Below are 959 nucleotides of genomic sequence, written 5' to 3' on the forward strand. Positions count from 1 at the left end.
GCCGAAGCGCTCGCGCAGCTGGGCGATCATCTGCTCGTCGGCGGCGCCCGCCTCGCCCGCGAGCACCACGGCGGGATCGCCGGGGGCCGCGTGCAGCAGGCAGAAGTTCAGAACCGCGATGGCAAGCAGCGTCAGCGCGGCTTTCGCAAGCCGCGACAGGATGGCGACGAAAACGGACATGCCGGTCGCTCCCTCAGATTGGGTCGTCAGGGGAGGCCGGGCAGGCCCGAGGGGCCCGCCCGACCGGCTCTGTTACTTCTCGATCCAGGCGTTGCGCGGACCGTCGTTCACGCCGATGCCGGTGGTCACGAGGTCTTTGATGTCGCAACGGTAGATGGTCGGGAACTCGAGCTCGAGCAGCCAGGCCACCGGCACGTCATCGACGATCTCCTTCTGGATCTCGTTGTAGGCGGTCTGCCTGTCCTCGGGCGAGATCATCGTCGCGGCAGAGAACCACTTCTCGTCGAGCTCGGGGTTCTCGTAGCCCTCGACGTTGTTCCAGGGGCTGCCCTTGCTGATCTGGTCAGAGGTGTAGTTCCGCGACACGCCAAGCGCCGGATCGCCGTACTGGTAGAGGTAGGTGAAGGCCATGTCGTAGTCCCACTGGGACGTCTTCTCGTTCCAGCCGGCGACGTCGGTGCTGTCGATCTCGACGTTGATGCCGACCTCGGTGAGGTTCTGGCGGATGGCCTCGGCCCAGCGCTGCCAGGTCTCGCCGTAGGGCAGCGGCAGCAGGCGCACGGCCTCGCCGTCATAGCCCATCTCCTCGAGCAGCTCCTTGGCCTTGTCGGGGTTGTAGTCGTAGATCGTGACGTCGTCCGAGTAGAAGTTGGTCTTGGACGAGACCGGGCCGGTGGCCACGGTGCCGAAGCCGTTCCACACCACGTCGCGCTGGAAGTTGCGGTCCATCGCGTACATCACCGCCTGGCGGAAACGCACGTCCGAGGTCGGGCCCTCGC

The 959-nt window shown here is 66.2% G+C and carries 1 protein-coding gene and 1 pseudogene; both read right to left on the reverse strand.

What is annotated here, in order from left to right; genetic code table 11:
* Nucleotides 1–180: pseudogene (locus HC022_RS27535) on the reverse strand (ABC transporter permease); the annotation flags it as partial.
* 72 nt (nt 181–252) lie between these two features.
* The coding region (locus HC022_RS27540; RefSeq protein WP_254885293.1) for an ABC transporter substrate-binding protein at nt 253–959 on the reverse strand (707 nt) is incomplete at its 5' end.

The sequence above is a fragment of the Salipiger sp. HF18 genome (assembly GCF_011806505.1).
GTDB classification, from domain to species: domain Bacteria; phylum Pseudomonadota; class Alphaproteobacteria; order Rhodobacterales; family Rhodobacteraceae; genus Salipiger; species Salipiger thiooxidans.